Raw genomic sequence first — 18,661 nt, forward strand, 5'->3', positions numbered from 1 at the left:
AGGTTAATATGTTTACCCCAAAACGATTATCAGCATTATGTTTATTTAGTGTGATGATGCTCTTTTCTGCGTCATCAATGGCTTCTATTTTTTCTTATATTACTGAATCCAAAGTTCTTACTCCTTCCTCTGCAAATTATACTTTCATTATTCAACGTTGGGATCCTGAAACAACGATGACCTTGAATCCTTGTTATGGTGGCGCATCTTGTAAAATTACGATTAATCATCGACATAATGCATCAGGACAAGGTGGGGCAGCGACAAGAACAGTTTTAACAGGGGCGCAAAAATATCGCACTATGGCGGAATTGCGTGATGCTGTTATGCGAGTGCAAAGTTTTCCTACGTCACCTACTGTAGCTCACCACTCAGGGGTGCCTAATAGTGAAATTCAAGAGTGTGTTGGTTTATTTTATGAAACCGGAACGACAAAATTACTACTTCCAGGATCAATGTGCGGTATTGCACCACCTCCTGCTGGGGCTTGTGAGATAATTGATGGTTCTGTCAACCTCAACTATGGCGACATTGATGAAGATAAACTAGGCGACTCAACACAGAATAAACGTTCACAAACAATTCGAGTGACGTGCAATAAAGATTTATCGGTTGTTGTTTATGCCTCATCTCTAGATGGTCCAAATGTCAGATTACGTCCAGACGGTAGCCTATTTGCGGATTTATATCTTAATAATAGACCCGGTGAAAATGGTGAGACAATTTTTGTACCTGCGGGGAGAGCAACACCTGTAGTTGTTAGCTCTGTATTACGTCCTTATGGTCGAGTTGCTCCTGGTTCATTTTCTGGGGTAGGTACATTAATTTTGGCAATGCCTTAATATAAACGAAGTTGGAAAACGCGATGATGGATTATGATCTTATAAACATCAATGTGAATGAGTTAGTTGGTCAAAGAATACAGAAAAAACGCAAAGAGCTTGGTTATACAGGCGCTCACATTGCTGATAAATTGGGAATTAGCCAACAACAGTTCTCACGTTATGAAAGAGGGTTAAATAAAATAGACCTAAGTTACCTTGTGACATTAGCTGTTTATTTAAAAACTCCAATATACTGGTTCTTTGAAGATTGTTTTCATGTTGAAGCTGAAACGGAAGATAAAAATATCCGCAAATCTACATATTTTATGGCGGAATCCACACCCGATTTTATTTTCTAATTACAGATATTTTTAACACTGGGTTTAAGTTATACAGAAGAAGGCAGGAGAAATCTTGCCTTCTTTTTTTATCCATAATAATTATTTATTGTCGATTTTTTTATTTTATTGCTGTTTAAATGATGGTTGGTTTATTATCTTTTGCGTTACAAATAAACTCATTTTTAACCTATTTTGTATTTTTATTCGCCACTAATTTCCTCTTTATAGTAATTTCGTCCGTTACTATCAGGTTTATCAGAGTATTGATTCGATTCTTCCCATTATTTCAGCAGATCTTTAACTACTAAAGGTTAACAATTAATCAAAATATTGTTAAAAAATGTTACCTTATGCACATTTTTTAATTTTAGATATTATAAATTAATTTTAATGTAAGTGATTTGTAATTGTGTAATTTATTTTTATTTTATTGTTTATTAAGGTGAAAAATATTTTATTTGATAACTTTATTATGATGTTTATCTTAAATAAAGCATTTATAAATAGGATTAACAGATAGTCATAATAAAAAGGGTTGTGTACTGTGCATTTTCTGTTTTTTTATAAAAAGGATAAATGATGCAAACAAAAAAACAGGGAGGCAGTCGCTTTCTTCGCACAGTGGAATGGCTAGGAAATGCGCTACCCCATCCCGTTATTTTATTTATTATTTTAATTGCTATTTTACTTGTCTCTTCGGCAGTTGGTGAATACTTCGGTGTTACGGTACAAGATCCCCGACCAGAAGGCGCCAAAGGACGCGCAGAAGATGGCTATATTCACATTATCAGCTTATTAGATGCTGATGGTATTCGCCGTATATTGGCAAATATTGTCACAAACTTTACTGGATTTGCGCCTTTAGGTACGGTGCTGGTGGCGTTATTAGGTGTCGGCATTGCTGAACGAGCAGGTTTATTATCTGCGGTTATGCGTTTAGTGGTAATGAAAGCACCTCGCAAGATGACCACGTTGGCGATTGTTTTCGCTGGTATTATGTCAAATACTGCAGCTGAATTGGGTTATGTGGTATTGATACCGTTATCAGCGATTATCTTTCATTCGTTAGGACGGCATCCTCTTGCTGGTTTAGCGGCTGCATTTGCAGGAGTTTCTGGTGGCTATTCTGCTAACTTACTCTTAGGGACGATAGATCCGTTATTATCGGGTATTACGCAGCAAGCCGCGCGCATTATAGATCCAACTTATATCGTTGGTGCTGAAGCAAACTGGTACTTTATGTTTGTCAGTACATTCCTTATTACTTTCTTAGGTTACTTCATTACAGAAAAAATCGTTGAGCCTCAACTAGGGCCTTATAACGGTAATGAACTTGATGATGAAGAAAATGATTTAAGGAATGCTGCTGAAGTTACGCCACTAGAAAAGAAAGCATTATGGGCGGCAACAGGAACCTTTATTGTTATGGGCGTGATTTTGGCGCTAACGGTTGTTCCTGAAAATGGCATATTAAGAAACCAAGAAACAGGGCTAATTGGTAATTCTCCTTTCTTAAAATCTATTGTTGTCTTTATTTTCTTATTCTTTGCAATTCCGGGTATTGTTTACGGATGGGTTGCTAAGACAATGCGTACAGATAAAGATATCGTTGATGCTATGGCGAATTCGATGAGCACATTGGGGCTTTATCTGGTCATTATTTTCTTTGCGGCTCAGTTTGTTGCGTTTTTTGGTTGGACAAACATCGGTCAGGTTATTGCTGTCAAAGGTGCAGCATTACTTAATAGCATTGATATGCCAAGTGGATTACTGTTCTTAGGTTTTATTTTAATCTGTGCTTTTATTAACTTAATGATTGGCTCGGCTTCGGCTCAATGGGCTGTAACCGCGCCTATCTTTGTACCCATGTTAATGCTTGCAGGTTATGCGCCTGAGACAATCCAAGCAGCATATCGAATAGGAGATTCTGTTACTAATATCATTACACCAATGATGAGTTATTTTGGTTTGATATTAGCAGTTGCAACAAAATATAAGAAAGACACAGGTATTGGTACGATGATCTCTATGATGTTGCCATATTCCGTTATTTTCTTAATTGGTTGGTCATTATTATTCTACTTATGGGTATTTGTATTCAATTTGCCAGTAGGACCTGGCTCACCAACGTATTATTCTCCAACAGCAGGCTAATTCTCTGCGATAAATGAAAGAAGCTTATACAGGGATGTATAGGCTTTTTCTATGTTGATATTTCATTATTTTTGATCGGTTTATTTTTTATGATTTGTCAATTTTTCTGTCAGCTGTGTGGCATAGTCCGCATGTAAAAATTGAGTATCTAAACCAGCCTGCTGTAATTTCAACTCAAGTAATGCCAAACGTTTTTGCAGTGATCCATTGTCTATTTCGGTTTCATTTAATGTGCTTAAGATTTCAGCTAGAGATAAGGCTTCTTTTCTATCTTGCATTTCAGGTGGTAAAAAACCTGCATTCTTTAATAAGTGATAGCTTGCTCTAAGTGACTCTGGAACATGGCTATTATCATCAAGGATCAGCGGTTTTCCTTCACCTTTAAGTGATGAAAGTTCTCCTTTTTGTAACGCTTTTTCGATATGGCGTTCAGCCCACTCGTCTAAAATAGACACTTTAAACCTCTTTTTCGGTAACTATCACAATAAAAAAGATCACCTCAAATTAAATTCCCTTGCTTATATTATATGGTTTGATAATATATTTTTATATTATATAAATAAGTATATTGTTAAGGGATCAAAAATGAGCAAGTACAAAGAAATAGTAACAGACATTGCAGGTAACATGGGGGCATTGTCTCAAAATATTCCAGAAGTGATGAAAGCTTTTATGAGTACAACAAAAGCGGGTGGTAAAGACGGTGCTTTAGACGCAAAAACAAAAGAACTGATCGCCATTGCAATTGCTGTCGCAAATCGTTGTGATGGTTGTATTGGATTTCATACAAAAACACTTGTGGAGCTTGGCACAACAGAACAAGAACTCGCTGAAGCATTAGGCGTTGCTATTTATATGGGGGGAGGCCCTTCAGTTATGTATGCATCCAACACCATGGGCGCTTTTAAAGAGTTTAGTAAATAAGATTTTTATCATTATATAATTAAACAAAGTAATCAAAAACCAGAATAAGTTCCTTCTGGTTTTTTTATTTATATACTTTGTTTATTTTCTGTTTATGTTTAATTCTTTATCCTTCATTTTTTAATTTAATACTATTTAGGTAGATTTTTGATAAAAAACTTGCTGTTACTTAAAAAAGATTAATAAAAAATTAATGTGTCGTTATTTTAATTACTAACTAAATTTTATCAATATCTTATTGATTAGTATTGATAATACTGTTTTTTTAGTATCTTTGTCGTTGGTTGAAAATAAAGCAATATGTTAATTAATTATAATTTAATAAATAATAATTGAATCTTTTATAGGATAGCTATTCTAAGTGAATAGTTCGTATAAGGTGATATTGTTTTATTTTAACGAGGAATATATGCGTGTTGATTTTGTAGAAAGATATAAATGGTTTCTACTTTTTATTTTTATATTTTTAACTTATTTAATTCCTCTCGAAACGCGACTGCTCTGGCAACCAGATGAGATCCGTTATGCTGAAATTAGTCGAGAAATGCTTGCATCAGGTAATTGGTCTGTACCTTATATGCTGGATATTCGTTATTTTGAAAAGCCAGTATTGGGGTATTGGCTAAACAGTATTGCACAATGGTTATTTGGCGGCGGTAATTTTTCTGTTCGTATTGTCGTTGTAACTTCAACCTTATTAACCGGCTTATTTGTTTATCGTGCTGCTATGCTAGTTTGGCATAACCGTACTTTGGCGTTTAATGCACTGGTAGTTTTTTTATCCTCGTTTCTTGTGTTAGCTATTGGTACTTACAATATTCTTGATCCTATCGTGACAATGTTTGTCACGGCAACAATGTATTATTTTTTATCTGGATTACATGCAACTAATAGAAAGAGTAGAATTAAAGCTTATATTCTCGTTGGTATTTTCTGTGGATTAGGTTTTCTAACCAAAGGTTTTATTGCTGTTGTATTACCTGCATTAGTTTTTTTTGTGACCGCAATTAGCTTATCTCGTTTTAAAGAAGTCCTTTGTTATACACCAATAGCGCTTATCTCTATGGTTATTATTGCTGGTCCCTGGGTGATTTCAGTTGCACTTCAGGCACCTGATTATTGGCACTACTTCTTTTGGGTTGAGCATGTTCAACGTTTTGTTGAAAAGGGATCAGCAAGATCACAACCTATGTGGTTTTATTTACCTATTGTAATTTTGGGTATTTTGCCTTGGTTAGGGTTCTTATTTGGGGCTATCAAATCAGCTATTTTCTTGAAGAAAGGAACTCTTTATTTTTCGTTTTGGTTATTCCTGTTTTTTGCTTTCTTTTCTGCCTCCAGCGGTAAGTTATTAACCTATATGCTGCCTTGTTTTGTGCCACTTTCTATCTTGATTGCACATTATATGGAAGAGCTAAAAAATAAACAAAATGAAAAAATTCATAATATTAATGCGATCATAAATACTGTTTTTGGGCTTGTAGGCGTCTCTATTATTGTTTATTCGCTTCTCTCTACACGATTTACGTTATATGAAACAAATGAGCAATATAAAGCGTTGCTGGGTATTGTGGGCTTCTTATTTTGGAGTGTGATAGGGATTGCTTCTTTCTTTAAACCCACACGCTTACTGACTTTATTTTGCTCGATAGGATTAAGTTTAGCAATTGGGTATGCTATTCCTCATAAAGTAGAAAGCAAAAGCACCCCTGAAAAGGCAATTAATTACTATTATAGTGAGCTAGCAGATAAGCCTTATATTTTAACTGATGAAGTTGGGATCGGAACGTCTTTAGCATGGGGGTTAAAACGCACTGATATTCGTTTAACAGAGACGAAAGGGGAGCTTGCTTATGGTCTGGCATATCCTGATGTGCAAAATAAATATTATGATCTTAAGCAGCTAGTTAACTTAATTGAAGAGAATAACTATCAAGGGCTTGCGATTATTTTAGTCCGACCAGAGCGAAAAGAAATATTATCTGTTATAAGCCAGTTAAAGGTAAAACCTATTGTAGAAAAACAGGGTGATTTAACATTTGTTTTCTTTAATTGACTGATTTTAAATATTATTTATTTTTTCAAAAGACGGTTATAAAAGAGCAAATAAATTTAACTTCGGCTTTTAAAATGACATAAATTTGATTTTTTGTGTTGTTTTTATGTGATCAAAGCCCAAAAATGGATTTTGTTGAGAAATATATTTTGCTCTTTTTAGTTTTAATGGTAGGTTTAAAATGTGTCCATTAAATCGGAGTTAGCTAAGCACTATATGACAAGTCACTTTACTTTATCAGAACCCCCGCCCAAACAAAATGTACTTATGAATGGGGGTAATTTATGCTGATTTTCCTAGCTGAATGTTTTATCGGTCTAGCATCAATTGCTCTTACTCACCGTGTATTAACGTTGTACGGTACTAAAAAGAAGTGATGATACCCGCTAGCTAAAATAAGTGATTAACTATTGCTTATAACTAAAAGTCCTATATCTATTCCATGATCTAGGACTTTTATAATTATATTCATATCTCTTATTAAACAATTTAACAACTCTATTGAAAATAACCTTCAATTAATTTTATTTTTTCAATATCTAATGTATTAGTGTATTGATGTAATAATGTCCAAGCCTGAATATAATCATATTTAGCTTTAATCAAATCCTGTTGAGCGCGATATAATAATTCTTCAGCATTAAGAACATCAACCATTGTCCTCTGCCCACCAATATAACTTTTTTGAGTCGCATCTAATTGTAATTTAGCAGAGGAAACGGACTGCTCATAAGCATTCAATTTAATATTACTCGTTGTACATATTTGGTATTGATGACGTAGTTCTTGCGTGATTTGTTGGATAATTGAATCTCTTTCAAAAGCACTCATTTGATACAATGCAGTAGATTGACGCATCGAAGCTGTTGTTTTTCCACCATTAAATAAAGGCAAACTGACATAAAAACCAACATTCGCTGATTGATATTTTTGATTTACAGTATTATTACTATCGGAATCACTATTAGAGTAAGAGGCATAGAGTTGTACTGTTGGGAAAAATTCACCTCGATTTTTCTCTACTTCTTGTTTTGCTATTGCCATTTCATAACGAGCTGTTTGAATATTGAGGTTGCTTTGCATAACCTCATTTTCCCATGACTCGTAATTATTGGGTGTGATAGGTTGTAATATAAAGCGATTACTGCTTAATTTTGCTATATGTTCTGCATAAGGTAGTGGCGTGCCAATCATTGAACTTAGTTTATTTTTAGCATTATCTAATTCAAGCTGAATATCTGTATATTGAGATTGAGTTAAATATAATCGCGTTTGGATCTCTGAAATATCTGTTTTTGTTCCTTCACCTAATTCGAATAAACGCTGACTTGATGTTAGCTGTTTTTTATAAATCTCTTGCTGTGAAAGGTTTAATAATAATTTATCCTGTGCATAAGCCAATTCTATATAATTATCTACTAATCTGATCACTAGCTCGGAAAATTTTACTTGATAACGGCTGTCTGATAATAATGTTTTTATTACCGATGATTTATAATCACTAAATGCAGTGTAATCAAAGAGTGGTTGGCTAATAATTGCACTGATAGAATGGCTTTGATAATTTTGATATTCTGTTCTTTCCATTTCCCCTTGATTCGTATTAATAGGATAAACTTTTCGTTGCCAATTTCGTGGGTTGTTTTGATAGTTTACATGTACGCTTGGGAGTAATTGAGATAATCCAATATTTTCATACTCTTTACCCGCAACCTGTTCTTTAATCGCAGCATTAAACGTAGGGTCATTTTTTACTGCTAAGAAATAAAGATCAGATAAATTGATCGCCAAAGCGTGAAAACTTAGCATCCATATAAATAAAATGGTTGAGAGTTTTTTTATTTGCATCATTATTCTTCCGTTAATGAAGTATGGATCCTATCTAAAACAGGCTTGAAGAGATAATTTAGTAATGAGCGATCGCCTGTATTAATAAATACATCAACTGGCATTCCAGCCTTTAATTTATTTTTATTGTCTGTAAGAAGAGCATTATCTTTAACATTAATAAATACTTGGTAATAAGGTTCTGTTGTTCTTTCATCAATGAGTCTATCAGCTGAAATTAATGTTACCTCTCCAGGAATTTTAGGTGTTGTATTTTGATTGAATGCACTAAACATTAAATCAACAGGAAGACCAAGGGTAACTTTATCAATTAGGTGAGGTGCTAAACGTGCCTCAATAATTAATTGATGATCTTGAGGAACAACTTCCATTAATGTTTGACCTGTTCTTACAACGCCACCTTGGGTAAAAACAGATAAATCCATTACTATTCCCGAAATTGGGGCAGTAATTTGCATCTTTTTTAGTTTATCTATTTCAATGATAAGTTGTTTTTCTGTTTCACTTATTTGTAATTGAACTTGGTTAAGTTCAGTACGTGCCGATTGGTAAAAATTAGCATTACGTTGCAATATTTTTTGTTGATATTCCAATTTTTGTTTTTCTAATGTACTTATTTGTCCATATGTATCATTAAGGTGGTTATTATTTTCAGCAAGTTCACGCTCAATTTCTTGATAACGATGACGGGGAATATAGCCCTCATTAGCAAGAGTATATAAATCTTTGATTTGAATTTTTAAGCTATCAATTTGATGTTGTTTATTTAACGTAGATCTTTTTAAATGAACTAAACGATTAGAGATACCATCAATAATAGCTTTATAGCCATTTATCTCACTATGCAATTCAATATACTTTTCATTAAGTAGTTTATTTTGCAGTAGAGATAATTTATTTAAATTCTCTGAAGGAGAATAATATTTTTCATTGGGATCTAAGATAAACTCTGTTTTTTCATTTAATTGAGCATATAAGCGTTGTTGAGTAATCAGTAAATTATCATATTGATCAGATAAAGATTTGACTAAAGCTTTCGATTGAATAGGGCTTAATTGAATAAGCGTTTGGCCTTCGATTACGTTATCACCATTCTTCACTAAAATGTCAGTGATAATACCTTCTACGGAAGCTTGAACACTCTTTTTATTACCTGAAATTGAAACATTTCCTTTTGCAGATACGCCTTTATCTAAAGGAGCAAAGGCAGCCCAAAAAATAAAAATAGCAAGACCTAAAAGAATAACTGACCATCCTATTATTAAGAATTTTCTAGGATCATCTGAAATACCATGAACAATATCGATTTCATTTTTTTTTGTGATCATAATAATCTTCTCAATATTAAATATTGCTTTGAGTAATAGGTGTAGTTGCTGGTGTTGGCGTACTCTTTATTACTGATGAGTTATTTAACTCAGCAACAACAGCTGTTGTAGAGCCAAATAATTTTGTGTGACCATCGAAAAGAACCAAGAGTTTATTGGTCACTGAGAGTAATTGTTTTTGATGCGTGATTAATATAACGGTTTTTTTATTTTGCTTAAGTGTTTGAATTGCTTGCATTAGAGCTTTAATGCCCAAATCATCTAAATTAGAATTGGGTTCATCTAAAACGACTAGAGCAGGGTTACCATATAATGCGCGAGCTAACGCAATACGTTGTCGTTGTCCTCCTGACAACCCTTCACCATGAGCACCAATAATGGTTTCATAACCATCAGGAAAACGTAAAATCATTTCATGAACATTTGCCATCATTGCAGCTTGAGTGACTTTTTGAGGATCTATTTCAGAAAAGCGAGCAATATTTTCGGCAATCGTGCCAGGGAAAAGGGCGATTTCTTGAGGAAGGTATCCGATATATTGGCCAACTTCACTTTTATTCCATTGGTATATATCTGCATTATCAAGGCGTATGGCGCCCGTTTTAACTTCCCATATGCCAACAATAAATTTAGCTAAAGAGGATTTTCCTGAAGCACTCGGGCCAATAATGCCAAGTACATCGCTGGGGCTTAGCGAAAAATGAATATTATTTAATAGTGTGCGTTCCGTTTGAGGATATTGAGCTTGATTAATATTTACTGTTAATTCACCTTTAGGAGCAGGTAGCGCCATTTTTTTATTTTCTTCAGGATACGTTTTTAATAGTGTGGTTAACCTTTTATAAGCTTCTTTACTACTATCCCAGTTTTTCCATACACCAATAACTTGTTCAATTGGCGCTAAAGCGCGACCTAATAGTATTGATCCTGCGATCATCATTCCTGGGCTAATTGTATTATCTATTGCTAGCCATCCACCTAATCCTAGCATTAAAGATTGCAGTGCCATTCGGGTGACTTTTGTTATTGCATTGATACTTGCTGCATTATCACTTGCATGAGTTTGTGCTTGTAGATATTTAAAGTGAGCAATTTGCCATTGGTTACGTAAATAACCTAGCATTCCCATTGCTTCAATAGGCTGTGGATGTTCAAAATGATGACCTTGTATTACCTGAGCTTGATTAGCAAACTCATTGGCTTTTTTTAATGATGATCGAGACAAGTATTCATTAAGAATAGCCAAAGAAAATAAAACGAGCGCACCACATAATGCAAATAATCCTAACCATGGATTAAATAATGCGATAACGAGAAGATAGATTGGGAACCAAGGTAAATCAAAAAAAGCAAAAATGGCGTGACTTGTAATAAATTGCCTAATAGTCACTAAGTCATTAAATGCTAAAGAGGAATTAATACTGGGCGTTTTGTTTAATTTTGCTTGATATGCAGCAGTATAAATTCTTGAACTTAAGGATAAATCAAGTTTGTTACTCATTCTAATGACAATAATGCTTCTTAAGTATTCCAATCCTCCCATAAAAATAAATAATGCTAACATAATGAGTGTTAGCATTAATAAAGTCATTTCATTACCTGATGGTAAGACTCGATCATAAACTTGCAACATATAAATAGAAGGAACTAACATTAAAATATTTATTAAGGCTGTAAATATTCCAATGGAAAGAAATACTTTCTTTCTTTCTTTTATAATATTTGTTATTTCATTATTTTTTTTGCTTGCTGACATAATGTTATTCCTGATTTTATTCCTATCTGTTTTATTGCTATTTACTGCATTTCTTCTATCAATATGGAGTGATCAATTTATCTTTTTTTTAATAAGATAATATAAAAATAACTCCTTATAGGTAAAAGAAAGGTAGGAGAAATATCTCTCTCCTACCCAATGAAAAATTAAACAATAAAGTCAGTTTCGTAATTAACAAATCCTACAATGTCAATTTTGAAATCAGGGCTGTAACCATAAGCGTTAATAGCAAGTTCACTTGAGTTTGTTGATTGATCATATTTAATGGTTGCTTCACCCGAGCGACCTGTAAAATTATCAACAAAGTTAAGGAGTTTATGGCTAAAGGTATTTTCGATTAATGCTGATAAATCAATCTTATCAATACCTGATTTGAAGTCCATTATCTTGTCAGCGGCAGATACCAGAGAGTCAGTGATCTCTTTATAAACAAAGGTATTGCTACCTGTACCACCCCATAATGTATCTTGACCACCGCCACCATACAGTATGTCGTTACCGCCACCGCCGATGAGAATATTATCAGCATCATTGCCGTAGATAATATCATTACCAGAGCCACCGATTGCATTTTCTATTGTTACACCTTGTGCAATAGAAACGTTTTTCTGTAGTCCGCCAACATCAGAGAAATGACCCTCGCGTAAATCAATAACTTGATCTTGATAATATCCTGAGAAGTCAAAAGTATCGTTACCAGCACTGTCCCAAACAGAGAATATTAATTTATCGTTTCTGCTTGTTGCAGTGTAATAATCAATACCTGTGTTTGAGTTAAAACCATAAACATCATCACCTGTTCTGGTTGTGGTATTTGCGCCATAAAGATATTGCATTGCTGAAATATCATGAAGTAAAGGAGCGCCTGCATAAGCACCTTGGAAGTGCGCACCTGTTTCATATTCTTCCCAATAACTCATAACAGTATATTGGCGACTATCTTCAGCGTAGTCAGACTTTAAATAGCCAGGTACGTTTTGCCCAGCGTTATAATCGCCAGGATGCATTAGACCAAGTGCATGGCCAATTTCATGGATAATAGTTAAACGACCATAATTACCTAATTCAGGTGTTGTATTACCAGCATAATAATAATCACTAAACCAAGCTTGGCCTGAAAGATCACGTCCATAACTATAGGTATTTGGCAACGTCGCATAAGCTTGGAATGTGCCGTTTGGATCAGTAATATTACCAAAAGTAATATCTGATTTTACACCTGGCGCTACTTCGGTAAATTTGATATTTGCAATATCAGACCATGCATCTAAAGATTGTCTTGCATGATCTTTTTGTACTGAATTAAATCCATAGGGATTTTTATCACCAAAATCATTAAACTTTTTACCAGCCCAAGTTGGGAATGAATATGTCACTTCTGCCGCTTGTCCAACAACATATTTCCCATTCCATGTGGAATTTTCGCGTGCAATATGTTTTCCAGCAGTATCATAATCAAAAGAAGGTAGAGTCTTAGCTGAGAAATTATAAAAAATTCCACTTTTATCTAATAAGTCAGAAACATTAGATAATCCTACTGCTTTTTTTAATAAAGAAGAACCCATAATATCCTCCGGATATCAAGTTTAGGTTAGGTTTATTTTCATGTTGAAAATAGTTTAATTATCTGGCGAACACCAGCGATAATAAAGATAGCTATTTATTGATATTAATCTAGAGGGGAAAAATAAGTTTTTAAATAATTGTGAAGTGAGGTGTGTTTTAAGTCAGAATAATTTTACTAAGTAAATAAATTTTAGGTTATCTTCTCTAGAGAGATGTTTTTTAATGTTATTATATAATTCCGTCATGATTTTATAATGTATTTCATTCTCTTATTATAAGGCTTGGGTAAATACAAGCCTTATAAATTTTTCGTTATTTTTTAAGGTAATTAATTATATTAATAAAATAGATCTTCATAACTGAAATTCCCAACAATATCTATTGTTAAATTTGGAACTTCTAGTTGTTCTTTTGTTTTTATTGCTAATTTTGTTAAATTATCTTCTTCTTGAAAACTCATCTTAAGCGAGATTGAATTTTGAGATATAAGTTTCTTGATATTTAGGCTTATTTTGTTTTCATCTAAAAAAATAAGGAAATCTTCATTTATATGATAATCCATAATTTTATTATGGCTATTTGTCTTGTTGCTAATTTCGAAAAAAAACATATAAGCATTCTTTCCTCCGAACAGCGTATTATGTCCATTACCTCCAGAAATTATATCGCAGTCATCTTCTCCATTAATGAAATCATTGCCCTCGTTACCATAAAGTGCATCACTACCTTTACCGCCAAAAATTTTATCATCCCCATCATATCCATAAATAATATCATTACCCTGATTACCAATTAAGTGGTTGTTTACTTCATTACCAATGATGTGGTCATTGTTTTTTCCTCCTATTACATTTTCAATTATTGTTCCATACGCAATAGAAATGTTACTTTTTAGCCCACCTACATCAGAGAAAGCACCTTGGTTAAGGTCTATTTTCTGCTCAAAATTATATTTTGAAAAATCAAGAGTATCACAGCCACCGGCATCCCAAATACAACTAATAATGACATCATCTGATGAAGTTAAACTATAACAGTCTCTTTGCGTATTAGAATTAAAACCATAAATAGTATCACCTGTTCGTGTCGTTAGATTTACGCCATAGAACTTTTGAATAACATATATATCGATTAATAATGGAGACATAGGAAATAATCCAACGAAATCAGCTTCTTTTGTTTTTGGGTGGCGGTATGACATTATAGAATATTTAAAACTATTTTCTTCAATATCAGGATTATTATGATCATTCACTCTAAAGGTATGTGGTAAACCAAGAGCGTGTCCAGTTTCATGTATATAAGTTTGAGTTTCTTTATTTCCTTTTTGTAATATTATAGGTTGATTATTTATATGACCATTTTCATTATTGTTTTTATATAAAGTAATATGAGTATCTGTTTCTATATAATAATATTTTATATTGTCTGATTTTTCTTTAAATAAATCTATTTCATTTTTTTGCTCTGGTGTTATTTCATGTTTATTGAATTTTTTTATACGTGTAGTTGAAGATATATTAATCCAAACATGTCCTCCTATACTGTAATCAGTGATTTTTTCTATTTTTTTATCTGGCTCTATATTATTTAATGGGAATGTTGCAACACCAGCGACTAAATGAGAATTATCTTTCGTTAGTTCATTTATATTATTATAAACACCAAATTTAATATTAGTATCATATTTATTGTCTTTCTTAATGAATGTAATATTGGCAATGTCAGCCCATAGTTGTAATGTTTTTTCGGCAAGATCTTGTTGATATTGATTTAATGTTGTAATGGTTTTATATTCCTCACCCCTTAAATTGCTCCAGTCAGGAAAGCTATATGTAACTTCAGTAAAATCACTATTAGGATCTTGTTTTTTCCATCTGCGTAGAGGTTTAAAATTCTTTATTAAATTGATAATATCACTATTTTCTAAAGGGTCATTTTGATGAATAGCATTCATAATATATAAATATCCTTTTTTTATAAACATTTTCCATGTTAAAGCATGCTTATTTTATTTTTCTTAATATTAAATTTCTTTTAAAAATGGATTTCATTTGAAAAAAGAGAGGCGATTTAATAATATTTATATTGAGAAAAGTAAAAATGATAATAAACCAATAAAGGTTTATTATCATTTAAAAGAGGGAATATATAAGTTAATTATGAAAAATCTTTTTTATAATTACTCACCTTATTTTCTTTAAATGCAAATATAAATACAATAGCAAGTATAAGTGTATAGGATGCAAAAATTAACCAAATAGATTGCCAGTCTTTCATTCCATTAACTGTAAAATGATCAACGACCATACCACTTAAAATAGAGCCTGCGTATGCACCAACACCATTGACCATGGTCATAAATAACCCTTGAGCACTGGCTCTTATTTCAGGATTAACTTCATTTTCAATATAGATAGAGCCTGAAATATTAAAGAAATCAAATGCACAACCATAAACAATCATTGAAAGCATTAGCAATACAAATCCCCAAGGAGATGGATCGCCATAGGCAAATAATCCGAAACGTAAAGTCCATGCAATCATACTAATTAACATGACTTTTTTAATACCAAAGCGTTTTAGGAAAAAAGGAATTGCTAAAATAAAGGCAACTTCAGCCATTTGTGATACTGATAATAAAATTGATGGATATTGAACAATTAAACTATCAGCAAATTCAGGATTTTTAGCAAAATCATGAATAAAAGGACTACCAAAAGTATTGGTAATTTGAAGTACCGCACCTAATAGCATGGCAAATAAAAAGAATACTGCCATTATAGGTTTTTTGAATAAAACAAAGGCATCTAATCCCAAACGAGATGCCCAAGAGGTTGATTGTTTATGCTGGGCTGTTGGAATTTTAGGTAAGCAAAATGAATAGAGAGCTAAACAAAGAGAAGCTACTGATGCAATATATAATTGAGTGTTGCTGAGTTCTAATTTAAATAAACTTACACACCACATGGCGATAATAAAACCTATCGTACCGAAAACACGAATAGGGGGAAAATTAGCAACAGAATCTAGCTTGTGTTTATTTAAGCAAAAATAACCAATTGAATTTGAAAGCGCAATAGTTGGCATAAATGCTAATGCATTAATGAACATAACCCAGAACATGATTGTTGGATCAGTCACTGATGCCGCAAAGAATAAAGCAACAGCACAAATAAGATGACAAATGATATATAAGCGATTTGCAGGAATAAATTTATCGGCAATGATACCTAATAAACCAGGCATAATCAGAGCAGCAATGCCTTTAGAGCCATAAACTAATCCAACTTCAATCCCAGTGAAGTTTAATGTTTGCATCATGTATGCACCTAGGGTAATTAACCAACTTCCCCAGATAAAATATTGCATAAACATCATGCCTTTGAGCTGTATTTTTATACCCATAACAATCTCCACTGTTGGGGATATTGATTTTAGTGGAGCATAGGCAGCTATCTATTCTCCACTTTTTCTTTTATTGATAAAAAGTTATAAGCGAGCGATCACTTCACTGATCAGTTTTAAGAAGGTAGATTTCACACGTTCTGCGGTTTCAATAACTTCATCATGACTAAGAGGCTGTTCTAAAATGCCACAAGCCATATTGGTTAAGCATGAAATACCAATGGTATCAATACCTGAATGGCGAGCAATAAGTGCTTCTGGAACGGTTGACATGCCTACGGCATCGGCACCTAATGTTCTTATCATGCGAATTTCTGCTGGGGTTTCATAAGTTGGCCCTGTCCACCATGCATAAACACCTTGACGTAAGGTAATGTCTTGCTCTTTGGCAATATCAATAACAATTTGGCGCATAGCTTTGTTATAAACTTCACTTACATCTAGAAAACGAACACCTAATTCAGGGTTATTTGGCCCAATCAGTGGGTTATTTGCAGTTAGATTAATATGATCAGTAATTAGCATTAGATCACCAGGATTAAAATCTGTATTTACAGCGCCACATGCGTTAGTGATAATCAGCTTTTCAACACCCAATGCTTTCATTACACGAACAGGAAAGGTGACTTCATCGAGCGATACACCTTCGTAGTAATGAAAACGACCTTTCATTGCAACAACTGTTTTTCCTGCAATTTTTCCAATCACTAATTCATTTGCATGCCCCACAGCTCCTGATGCTGCAAAGTGTGGAATGGTGTGATAAGGAATATGTACGGCATCTTCTAATGTATCGGCAAAAGGACCTAAACCTGATCCTAAAATGATCCCAATAGTTGGTTTTTCTGTGGTTTTAGATTGAACAAATTCTTTTGCTTTATTAATTTCAGAAATCTGGTGCATGACTCTCTCCTATGTAAATCGTCATTACATTTTTAATTGTGCTTGAGAGTACTTTGCCTGATACACAGAAATGAACAACTTACTTTTTCTCATTTTGAGATTAAGATCATGTTGTTTGTTTTGACTAAGGAACTATTGCTTTTTTTACAGTAAGATAGCGATATTCTTCTTTGAGTGGCTAAATAATTTAATAAAGGAAATGGCTATGCTATTGAAAAATTTAAAAGAACTTCAGTCTTCTAAGACTTCAAAAGCATTGAAACTTAAAAGCCTTTATAAATTAGTGGCAGAAAATGGCCCAATAAAAACAGAAACACTCACTGAATTGGCACAAATGAAGCCTGCTACTTGCGCTCGACTACTGGACGAGTTAAATGCTCTTCAATTAATTACAACCGCAGAATTAGGTGAATCAACGGGTGGTCGAAAACCTATTTTGTATAATATCAATACAGAAGGGGTATTTTTAATCGGTATTGAATTAAGTAAGGTCTATTCAACCATTGTGTTGATGGATCTGAAACTTAATATGTTGGATAAAATTAAAATATCGCCAGAACCTTACTTATCTGCATATGAGATGACAGATAAGCTATTACCTAAAATTGATGCCTTGTTATTAAAAAATAACATCAGCTATGAAAAAGTTTTAGGGTTAGGAATTTCTATTGAGCATGTTGTCGAACATCAATTGACTTCAAAATCCCTCGATGAAGAATTCAGTGAATTAGAGGCGTTATTACGTAAAAAAATTCCTACTTACGTCACAGTGGGAAGTGGAGTGCATTTTGCTGCTTTAGCTGAATTTCGTTTATATTATCGCCAAAAAACACAACGATTTTTATTTACTTCTTGTGATACCGAAGTAAGAGGATGTGCCATTATTGGTAATCAGTTTTTAACTGATACCTCAGCGACGATGAATTGTTTTGGTCATATGACGATTGATGTAAAAGGGCTATTGTGTGAATGTGGCTCTTATGGTTGTTTAAATACATTGTGTTCTTTAGACGCCATAAAAAATAGTATTATTCATCAAATAAGGCGGGGAAAGCACTCCTTATTAACTTCTCTGGTCAGTACCGATGATGAAATTAACTATCACACGATTTTTCAAGCAATAGAAATGCGAGATCCTCTGTGTATTGATGCATTAGAAGAAGCGGCTTATTACTATGGGCTTGCTATTGCAAATACGATTTTAATGCTCCAACCTGATATTGTTGTTTGTGGCGGAACATTAATACCTAAATATACGTTTTTTGATACCGTCAAAAAAACGATTGAAACGAAACTCGCTCTTTTCCCAAATATAAAAACAGAAGTTTATCCAGCAAGCCACGCTTATGAAATCGTTTCTCAAGGCGCTGGCGCTATGGTATTAGAGCATTTAGTTAATTAAATAATGAAAAAGGCGGTGTAATATCAATTACATCGCCTTTTAGTTTTTTTATTGTTGTTTGTTTTTACTGCTTTAACCCTGGTGAGGTTACCTGCTAGGAGACAGGTTTATTGATATAGACTAACTTTTT

14 protein-coding genes are annotated in these 18,661 nt (G+C 33.4%); 6 read left to right on the plus strand and 8 right to left on the minus strand.

The window, feature by feature from the left end; genetic code table 11:
• Positions 1–8: 8 nt before the first annotated feature.
• From JEP71_RS08140 to JEP71_RS08150, 3 genes are all read left to right on the plus strand, one after another.
• Entirely contained in the window at positions 9–842 is an 834-nt protein-coding gene (locus tag JEP71_RS08140; protein ID WP_198626067.1) for an MrpH family fimbial adhesin, read from the plus strand.
• Between the two features lie 23 nt (positions 843–865).
• Positions 866–1,183, plus strand: a complete 318-nt coding sequence (locus JEP71_RS08145; RefSeq protein WP_109373875.1) for a helix-turn-helix domain-containing protein — start codon at positions 866–868, stop codon at positions 1,181–1,183.
• 561 nt (positions 1,184–1,744) lie between these two features.
• Positions 1,745–3,319, plus strand: a complete 1,575-nt coding sequence (locus tag JEP71_RS08150) for an AbgT family transporter (protein WP_109373876.1) — start codon at positions 1,745–1,747, stop codon at positions 3,317–3,319.
• A gap of 80 nt (positions 3,320–3,399) precedes the next feature.
• On the opposite strand, the gene JEP71_RS08155 is transcribed toward JEP71_RS08150, so the two are convergent.
• On the minus strand, positions 3,400–3,774 hold the full coding sequence (locus tag JEP71_RS08155) for a DUF1992 domain-containing protein (protein WP_198619437.1): 375 nt from the start codon (positions 3,772–3,774) through the stop codon (positions 3,400–3,402).
• Positions 3,775–3,904: 130 nt separating this feature from the next.
• On the opposite strand from JEP71_RS08155, the gene JEP71_RS08160 reads away from it, so the two are divergent.
• Positions 3,905–4,243: a carboxymuconolactone decarboxylase family protein gene (locus JEP71_RS08160; protein ID WP_109373878.1), complete on the plus strand. Its 339-nt coding sequence runs from the start codon at positions 3,905–3,907 to the stop codon at positions 4,241–4,243.
• Positions 4,244–4,652: 409 nt separating this feature from the next.
• Positions 4,653–6,299: a lipid IV(A) 4-amino-4-deoxy-L-arabinosyltransferase gene (gene arnT / locus JEP71_RS08165; protein WP_198626068.1), complete on the plus strand. Its 1,647-nt coding sequence runs from the start codon at positions 4,653–4,655 to the stop codon at positions 6,297–6,299.
• Positions 6,300–6,797: 498 nt separating this feature from the next.
• On the opposite strand, the gene JEP71_RS08170 is transcribed toward arnT, so the two are convergent.
• The 7 genes from JEP71_RS08170 to JEP71_RS08200 form a co-directional block, all read right to left on the minus strand.
• Positions 6,798–8,150: a TolC family outer membrane protein gene (locus JEP71_RS08170; RefSeq protein ID WP_160230036.1), complete on the minus strand. Its 1,353-nt coding sequence runs from the start codon at positions 8,148–8,150 to the stop codon at positions 6,798–6,800.
• On the minus strand, positions 8,150–9,475 hold the full coding sequence (locus JEP71_RS08175; RefSeq protein ID WP_198619439.1) for an HlyD family type I secretion periplasmic adaptor subunit: 1,326 nt from the start codon (positions 9,473–9,475) through the stop codon (positions 8,150–8,152). Before JEP71_RS08175 ends, JEP71_RS08170 begins: the two co-directional genes overlap by 1 nt.
• 16 nt (positions 9,476–9,491) lie before the next feature.
• Positions 9,492–11,231: a type I secretion system permease/ATPase gene (locus JEP71_RS08180; RefSeq protein WP_198626069.1), complete on the minus strand. Its 1,740-nt coding sequence runs from the start codon at positions 11,229–11,231 to the stop codon at positions 9,492–9,494.
• A gap of 167 nt (positions 11,232–11,398) precedes the next feature.
• Positions 11,399–12,817, minus strand: a complete 1,419-nt coding sequence (locus JEP71_RS08185; protein ID WP_198619441.1) for a serralysin family metalloprotease — start codon at positions 12,815–12,817, stop codon at positions 11,399–11,401.
• A gap of 338 nt (positions 12,818–13,155) precedes the next feature.
• Entirely contained in the window at positions 13,156–14,775 is a 1,620-nt protein-coding gene (locus tag JEP71_RS08190) for a M10 family metallopeptidase C-terminal domain-containing protein (RefSeq protein ID WP_198626070.1), read from the minus strand.
• A 203-nt stretch (positions 14,776–14,978) separates the two neighbouring features.
• On the minus strand, positions 14,979–16,226 hold the full coding sequence (locus JEP71_RS08195) for a nucleoside permease (protein ID WP_198619443.1): 1,248 nt from the start codon (positions 16,224–16,226) through the stop codon (positions 14,979–14,981).
• Between the two features lie 84 nt (positions 16,227–16,310).
• Positions 16,311–17,129, minus strand: a complete 819-nt coding sequence (locus tag JEP71_RS08200) for a purine-nucleoside phosphorylase (RefSeq protein ID WP_109373886.1) — start codon at positions 17,127–17,129, stop codon at positions 16,311–16,313.
• Between the two features lie 205 nt (positions 17,130–17,334).
• Here JEP71_RS08200 and JEP71_RS08205 point away from each other — a divergent pair, with 205 nt between their 5' ends.
• Positions 17,335–18,531 (plus strand): ROK family protein, encoded by a 1,197-nt coding sequence (locus tag JEP71_RS08205; RefSeq protein WP_198626071.1) that lies wholly within the window; start codon positions 17,335–17,337, stop codon positions 18,529–18,531.
• Positions 18,532–18,661: the final 130 nt, after the last annotated feature.

Source organism: Proteus sp. PR00224, from assembly GCF_016238105.1.
Lineage (GTDB): Bacteria > Pseudomonadota > Gammaproteobacteria > Enterobacterales > Enterobacteriaceae > Proteus.